The organism is Falsiroseomonas sp. RANM36 (genome assembly GCF_056682175.1).
The window spans coordinates 181064-187050 of record NZ_JBWXTD010000002.1 but is presented as its reverse complement, the minus strand read 5'-3'; the positions used below and the strand labels follow the sequence as shown (position 1 = coordinate 187050).

At 74.8% G+C, this 5987-nt stretch carries 3 protein-coding genes; 1 reads left to right on the top strand and 2 read right to left on the bottom strand.

The genetic code is table 11. The features are described 5' to 3' along the window. Positions 1 to 104: 104 nt before the first annotated feature. Positions 105 to 1352, top strand: a complete 1248-nt coding sequence (gene serA / locus AC1MIR_RS01765; protein ID WP_480027042.1) for a phosphoglycerate dehydrogenase — start codon at positions 105 to 107, stop codon at positions 1350 to 1352. Between the two features lie 12 nt (positions 1353 to 1364). Here serA and AC1MIR_RS01760 read toward each other — a convergent pair whose 3' ends face one another. Continuing rightward, positions 1365 to 4448 carry a PAS domain S-box protein gene (locus AC1MIR_RS01760; protein WP_480026469.1) on the bottom strand — a complete coding sequence of 1028 codons (3084 nt, stop codon included), beginning with the start codon at positions 4446 to 4448 and terminating at the stop codon, positions 1365 to 1367. Positions 4449 to 4727: 279 nt separating this feature from the next. Next, positions 4728 to 5987: hypothetical protein (locus AC1MIR_RS01755; protein WP_480026468.1), on the bottom strand; the 1260-nt coding region annotated here is incomplete at its 5' end.

Here is a 5987-nt window from a genome sequence, read left to right as displayed (position 1 = left end):
GCCCCCTCCCCCCCCGCCGGCCGCGGGGGGCCCGGGGGGGGGGGGGGTGGGGGCGGGGGGGGGGGGGGGGCACACCCCCCCCCCCCCCCCCGCCCGCGACCGCCATGACCGACCGCATCTCCCTGCCCAAGGACCGCATCCGCATCCTGCTGCTGGAAGGCATCGCCGACAGCGCCGTGGAGCTTTTCGCCGGCGCCGACTACGCCACCATCCAGCGCGAGAAGCGCGCCCTGGAAGGCAAGGCGCTGATCGAGGCGGTGAAGGGCGTGCATATCCTCGGCATCCGCTCCCGCACCGAGGTGACGGAGGAGGTGCTGGAGGCCGCCGACCGGCTGATCGCGATCGGCTGCTTCTGCATCGGCACCAACCAGGTCGCGCTGCGCGCGGCGGCGCGGCGCGGCGTGGCGGTGTTCAACGCGCCCTTCTCCAACACCCGCTCGGTGGCGGAGCTGACGCTGGCCGAGGCGGTGATGCTGCTACGCGGCATCGTGGACAAGTCCGTCGCGGCCCATGCCGGGGGCTGGGACAAGTCGGCGGCGAATTCCTGGGAGATGCGCGGCAAGACGCTCGGCATCGTCGGCTACGGCAACATCGGCAGCCAGCTTTCCGTCCTTGCCGAGGCCTTCGCGATGCGGGTGATCTACTACGACCACACCGCCAAGCTGCCGCATGGCAACGCCCACCAGGCGGCGAGCCTCGGCGAGCTCCTGCGCCTGTCCGACGTGGTGACCGTGCACGTGCCGGAGACGCCCGAGACCATCGGCATGATCGGCGCGGCGGAGCTCGCCCAGATGAAGCCGAGCGCGGTCTTCATCAACAACGCCCGCGGCACGGTGGTGGACGTGGAGGCGCTGGCCGCGGCGCTGCGGGAGCGGCGCATCCTGGGCGCCGCGGTGGATGTCTTCCCCGAGGAGCCGAAGCGCAACGGCGATCCCTTCGTCTCTCCCCTGCAGGGCCTGCCCAACACGATCCTGACGCCGCATATCGGCGGCAGCACGGCCGAGGCGCAGGAGCGCATCGGCGTGGAGGTGGCGCGCAAGCTCGTGGAATACAGCGACACCGGCGCGACCATGGGCTCGGTGAACCTGCCCAACGTGCAGCTGCCGCCGCGCCCGACCGGCGCGCGCTGGACGCATCTGCACCGCGACGCGCCCGGCATCCTCTCCCGCATCAACGAGAGCTTCGGCCGGCGCGGGCTGAACATCGCCGCGCAGTACTACCAGACCGCTTCCGAGCTCGGCTACGTCGTGGTGGAGAGCGTCGAGGCGCGCGCCGATGCCGATGCGATCCTGGCCGAGCTGCGCGCCCTGCCCGGCACGGTGCGCGCGCGCCTGATCTACGAGCGCCACTGAGGCGCGGCGTCGTCAGGGCTCCGCCCGGCCCTCGCGCCTGGCGGCCTGGGGCCAGCGCAGCTGCCCCGACGGCAGGGACAGCGTGAGGTCCAGTCCGCTGCGCGGCCAGTCGAAGCGCACCCGCCCGCCGAGCTGGCGCTCCACCGTGTTGCGGATCACGGAGGAGCCGAAGCCGCGCCGCTCCGGCGGCCCGTCGAGCTCCGGCCCGCCCCTCTCGACCCAGCGCAGCGCGAGCCCGCCATCCTCCGTCGCCATCCAGGAGACGCGCACCCGCCCGCCCGGGCTGGTCAGGGCGCCGTATTTCGCGGCGTTGGTCGCCAGCTCGTGCAGCGCCATGGCCAGCGGCTGCGCCGCGCCGGGGGCCAGCGCCACCGGGGGGCCGGCGATCGCCACCCGCTCGATCCCGTCCGCCAGCGCGCTGCTGTGCGGCGCGACCTCCGCCTCCACCAGCTCGCGCAGCTCCGCGCTGCCCCAGCCTTCGCGCGCCAGCAGCGTATGCGCGCGCGCCATGGCCGCGATGCGCCCGGTCACGGCGGCGCGGAACTGCTCGGGGTCGCTGTGCCGGGTGAGGCCGACGATCGCCTGCACCACCGCCAGCGCGTTCTTCGCGCGGTGGTCCACCTCGCGCGCCAGCAGCAGCTGGCGCTCCTCGGAGCGGCGCCGTTCCGTGACGTCGTGGTTCACGCCGCGGATCACCGCCGGGCGGCCCTCGGCGTCGCGCACGACCTCGCCGCGGGTCGCGATCCAGCGCACCTCCCCGGTGTCGGCGCGGCAGATCCGGAACTCGAAGGCGAAGCGGGCCTGCGCAGGATCGTCCCGCATCGCCTGCCGGCGCGCGCGATGCGCCTCCCGGTCGTCCGGATGCAGAAGCGCCAGGTGCTGGTCCTCCCGCATCCAGGGGCTCCGGCCCGCGGGATCGAGGCCATAGAGGCGGAACATCGTGGGCGACCAGTGCGATCGCGGGTCCGGCAGCACGCGCTCGAACACGCCGATTTCCGCCGCATCCTGCGCCAGGCGGAAGCGCGCCTCGCTTTCCGCAAGCGCCGCCTCGGCCTCCTGGCGCTTGGTGACATCGGTCGCGGAGGGCACCAGATGCGTCACGCGGCCATCCGCGTCGCGCAGCGGCGCGATCTGGAAATCCACGGTCCAGCGCGTCTCGCCCGCCATGCGCAGCTCGACATCGTAGCGCGAGGCCTCGCCGGCCGCGGCGCGCGCGCAGGCCTCGCGCAGCCTCGCCTGCACGGCGGGGTCATAGGACCACCAGTGGCACTCCCAGAACGAGCGGCCGCGCACATCGCCGAGCGAAAGGCCCGCCGCCTCGAGCGGCGCGCGGTTCACCTCCAGCAGCGTGCCCGCCGGCGACAGCACGGCCACGAAGACGAAGAGATTGTCCAGCACCCGGCGCAGATGCGCCTCGTTCTCGCGCAGCGCCGCCTGCGCGGCGCGCTGCTCGGTCACGTCGGTATGCGTGCCGAACCAGAGCGCGATCTGCCCTTCCCCGTCGCGCACCGGCATGGCGCGGGAGAGGAACCAGCGATAGCCGCCATCCTTGGCGCGCAGGGGGAAGGTGTCCTCCCAGGGGTGGCCGCCTTCCCAGGCGCGCGAGAGCCGCGCCACCACATGCTCGACATGGTCGGGATGGTGCACGCTGCGCCAGCCCTGCCCTTCCATCTCCGGCAGACTGGTGCCGGTGTAGTCGAACCAGCGCCGGTTGAACCAGAAGATCCAGCCATCCGGGCGGGCCATCCAGGCGAGCTGGGGGATGTTGTCGGCCATCGCGCGGAAGCGCGCCTCGCTCTCCGCGACGCGGGACGCCGCCTCGCGCTCCTGCGTCACGTCGCGGAAGAACACGACGATGCCGCCATCCTCGCGCGGATGGCTCTCGGCGCGGAAGCGGCGGCCGATGGCGGGCCAGGGCGCCTCCACCACGGCCGGCCTGCGCTGCTCCATCGTGCGGCGATAGGCCGCCGCGAAGGCCGTGGCGGAGGCTTCCGGGAAGGCGTCCCAGAAGACCAGCCCGCGCAGGTCGCGTCCGGTGGCGAGCACCGAGGCCGCGCGGCGGTTCACGAAGCTGATGCGCCAGGTGGAGTCCAGCGCGACGACGCCGTCGCCGGTGGCCTCCAGCAGGGCGGCGAGCTCGCGCTGGCCGGCCTCCGCCGCCATGCGCAGGCGAACGCCCCGCGCCAGAGCCTTGGCGACCGCGCCAGCCAGCGCGACCACCATCGCACCGGCCAGCACGAACAGCACCGCATTGCGCAGTGTGCGCGCGTTGAAGGGCGCGAGTGCCGCGCCGCGCGGCATGCCCGCCGCCGCGATCAGCGGGGTGCCGGGGCCGGAAAGGCGCCAGGCGACCAGATAGGGCTGCCCGGCCGGCCCGATCCATTCGAAGCGGCCGTCGCGCAGCTGCCCGGTGGCCGCGGCGCGCAGCACCTCGGCCGGCGGCGCCAGCAGGCTGCCGCGCGGCAGCCCGGCCGGGTCGGCGGCGCGCGGCAGCGGGTAGAGCGTCAGCGGCGCCCCGTCCGGCAGACGGAACATCCCGACCCGCCCGCCGGGCCCGAGCCCGAGGCCACGCTGGAAGCGCTGGAACTCGTCGGCATGCATCGCCGCCAGGACGATCGCGCGGAGATCTCCGCCCGCGTCGCGCACCGCGCGGGCGAAGCTGAAGAACCAGACGGGCGAGGCATGATCCAGCCGCATCGGACTGAGCCCGCTCTCGCCGCCCTGGCGCAGCGCCTCGTCGAGGCTTTGCCGCGGCAGGGTGGTCGGCGGCGGATCGGGATCGCGGCTGCTGGCCAGCACCCGCCCGTCCGGATCGGTGACGAGGATCGCGCCGATCTGCGGCAGGTCGCGGAGCATCGCCGCCAGCTCGGCCTGGCCGGTACCGCGGAAGGCGTCGGGCCCCTCCCGCTCAACGGCTTCGGCCACCCTGTCGGTGACCAGCCGCGCCGCGCTCAGCCCACGGCCCGCGTGCTCCGCCGCGCCGAGCGCGCCCCGCTCCGCGGCGGCCCAGCCATCCTCGAGCGTCGTGGCATGGTCATGCCAGGTGATCGAGATGAAGACGGTGCTGAGCAGCAGCAGGACCGCGGCGAGGAGCACCGCCAGGCGCAAGCCGGCCGGGCCCAGGATGGGGAGACGCCGGGGCCGGGGCGCCGGCGGCGCGGTCAGGTCGGGATTGGCTCGGCGGTCCGCCGCGGTCCCGGTATCCGGCATGGCTCCGTTTCGACGCATCGCCCGGCAACGCCCTGGGCGGGCCGCTGCGGCGCCACGAGGCTACGTCATGCACGCCGGCGCTGCGGGAGGCAATCGGATACCACCGGAGCGCGCACAATTCGGCGGCAGCGCCGGCTTGGCGCCGGCATCCCGCCGGCCGCGCGATCAGACGTTTTCGGCAGGCATCTGCACCGGCGCGTCCGGGTGGCCGAGATAGGGACCGAGGGCGGAGGGATAGGCCGGGATCATGCCTCCGGTCTGGCTGGCAGGGTCCTTCACCGCCTCGCGCATGCCGAAGAACATGGTGCGGACGCAGCGGCGCAGCGGGAAGCTCCGCACCTGCCCCTCCGCGATGCTGCCCTCGTCGGTCGCGGTCTGCATGCCCTGCGGCCCTTCCGCGCGGGTGAGCTTCGCGGACCGCCGCTGGCCGGCGGGGTCGGAGGCGAAGAGCGTGACGCTGGAGAACACGCCCTGGCCGAAGCCGAGCGTGACCGGCACGCGCCGCACGGCGCCGGCCACGCCGTTGCGCTCCGGCGCGATCACCAGCGTGCCCGCGCGGTCGAAGACATCGGTGAACTCGATGGTCTCGCTCGGGCAGAAGGGCCCGCCGCGGGTGAAGACCTGGCTGCGGTCGCCGTCCGGGTTCTCGTAGGTGACGGTGACGCGGTCATGGCCGCGCACGGCGATGCGGATGGTCTGCTCCGGCGGCGGGCAGCTGCCATGGCCGATGAAGCTGCTGATCCCGCCCGGCGCCGAGGCGACCTCGGCGGGTCTCGGCGTCACGGTGAGCGGCGCGGTCGCCGGCTGGCCGATCCCGTTCGAGAGTTCGATCACATGCGCGCCATCCTCCAGCGCCGGCAGCGCCAGGCGCAACTCGGTCTCGGCAAGACAGCCCATCGGCGGCGCCGCGCCGGCGGCCAGCGAGAGGCTCACCCGCTGGCCGTCCGGCCGGACCAGTGTGGCGGCGAGGCGGCCGAGGCGGCCGAGGCAGGTGACGCGCACGGTCAGGCTGGCGGCCCGGCAGGCCTCCATGCGCAGCATCTGCCCCGGCGCGATCGCGAGTTGCTGCAGCACGCAGACCGCCCCGGCGGCGGGCAGGTGATTGGGTGCGCTGGCCTCGATGCGCACCTCGCCGCAACGCGTGCCCGCGGTGATGGCGAAGCTTGCGCTGCGCTGCCCGGCCGGGATGGTGACGGCGGCGGGCACGCCCGCGCGCGCGGGATCGCCGGAGACGAGCTTGACGGGCAGGCCTCCGCCGGGCGCGTTGCAGGGGATCGAGACCGTTGCCTGGCCGGGCATGCCCGCCTCGACATCCGGCGGCAGGACGAGGGTGAGTGCCGCCGGCGCCCCCGGCCCCCGCACCCCCGCCCGGGCCGGGCCGCCCGGCTGGCCGGCCGGGGGGGGCGCGGGGGCCGCCCGCCGGGG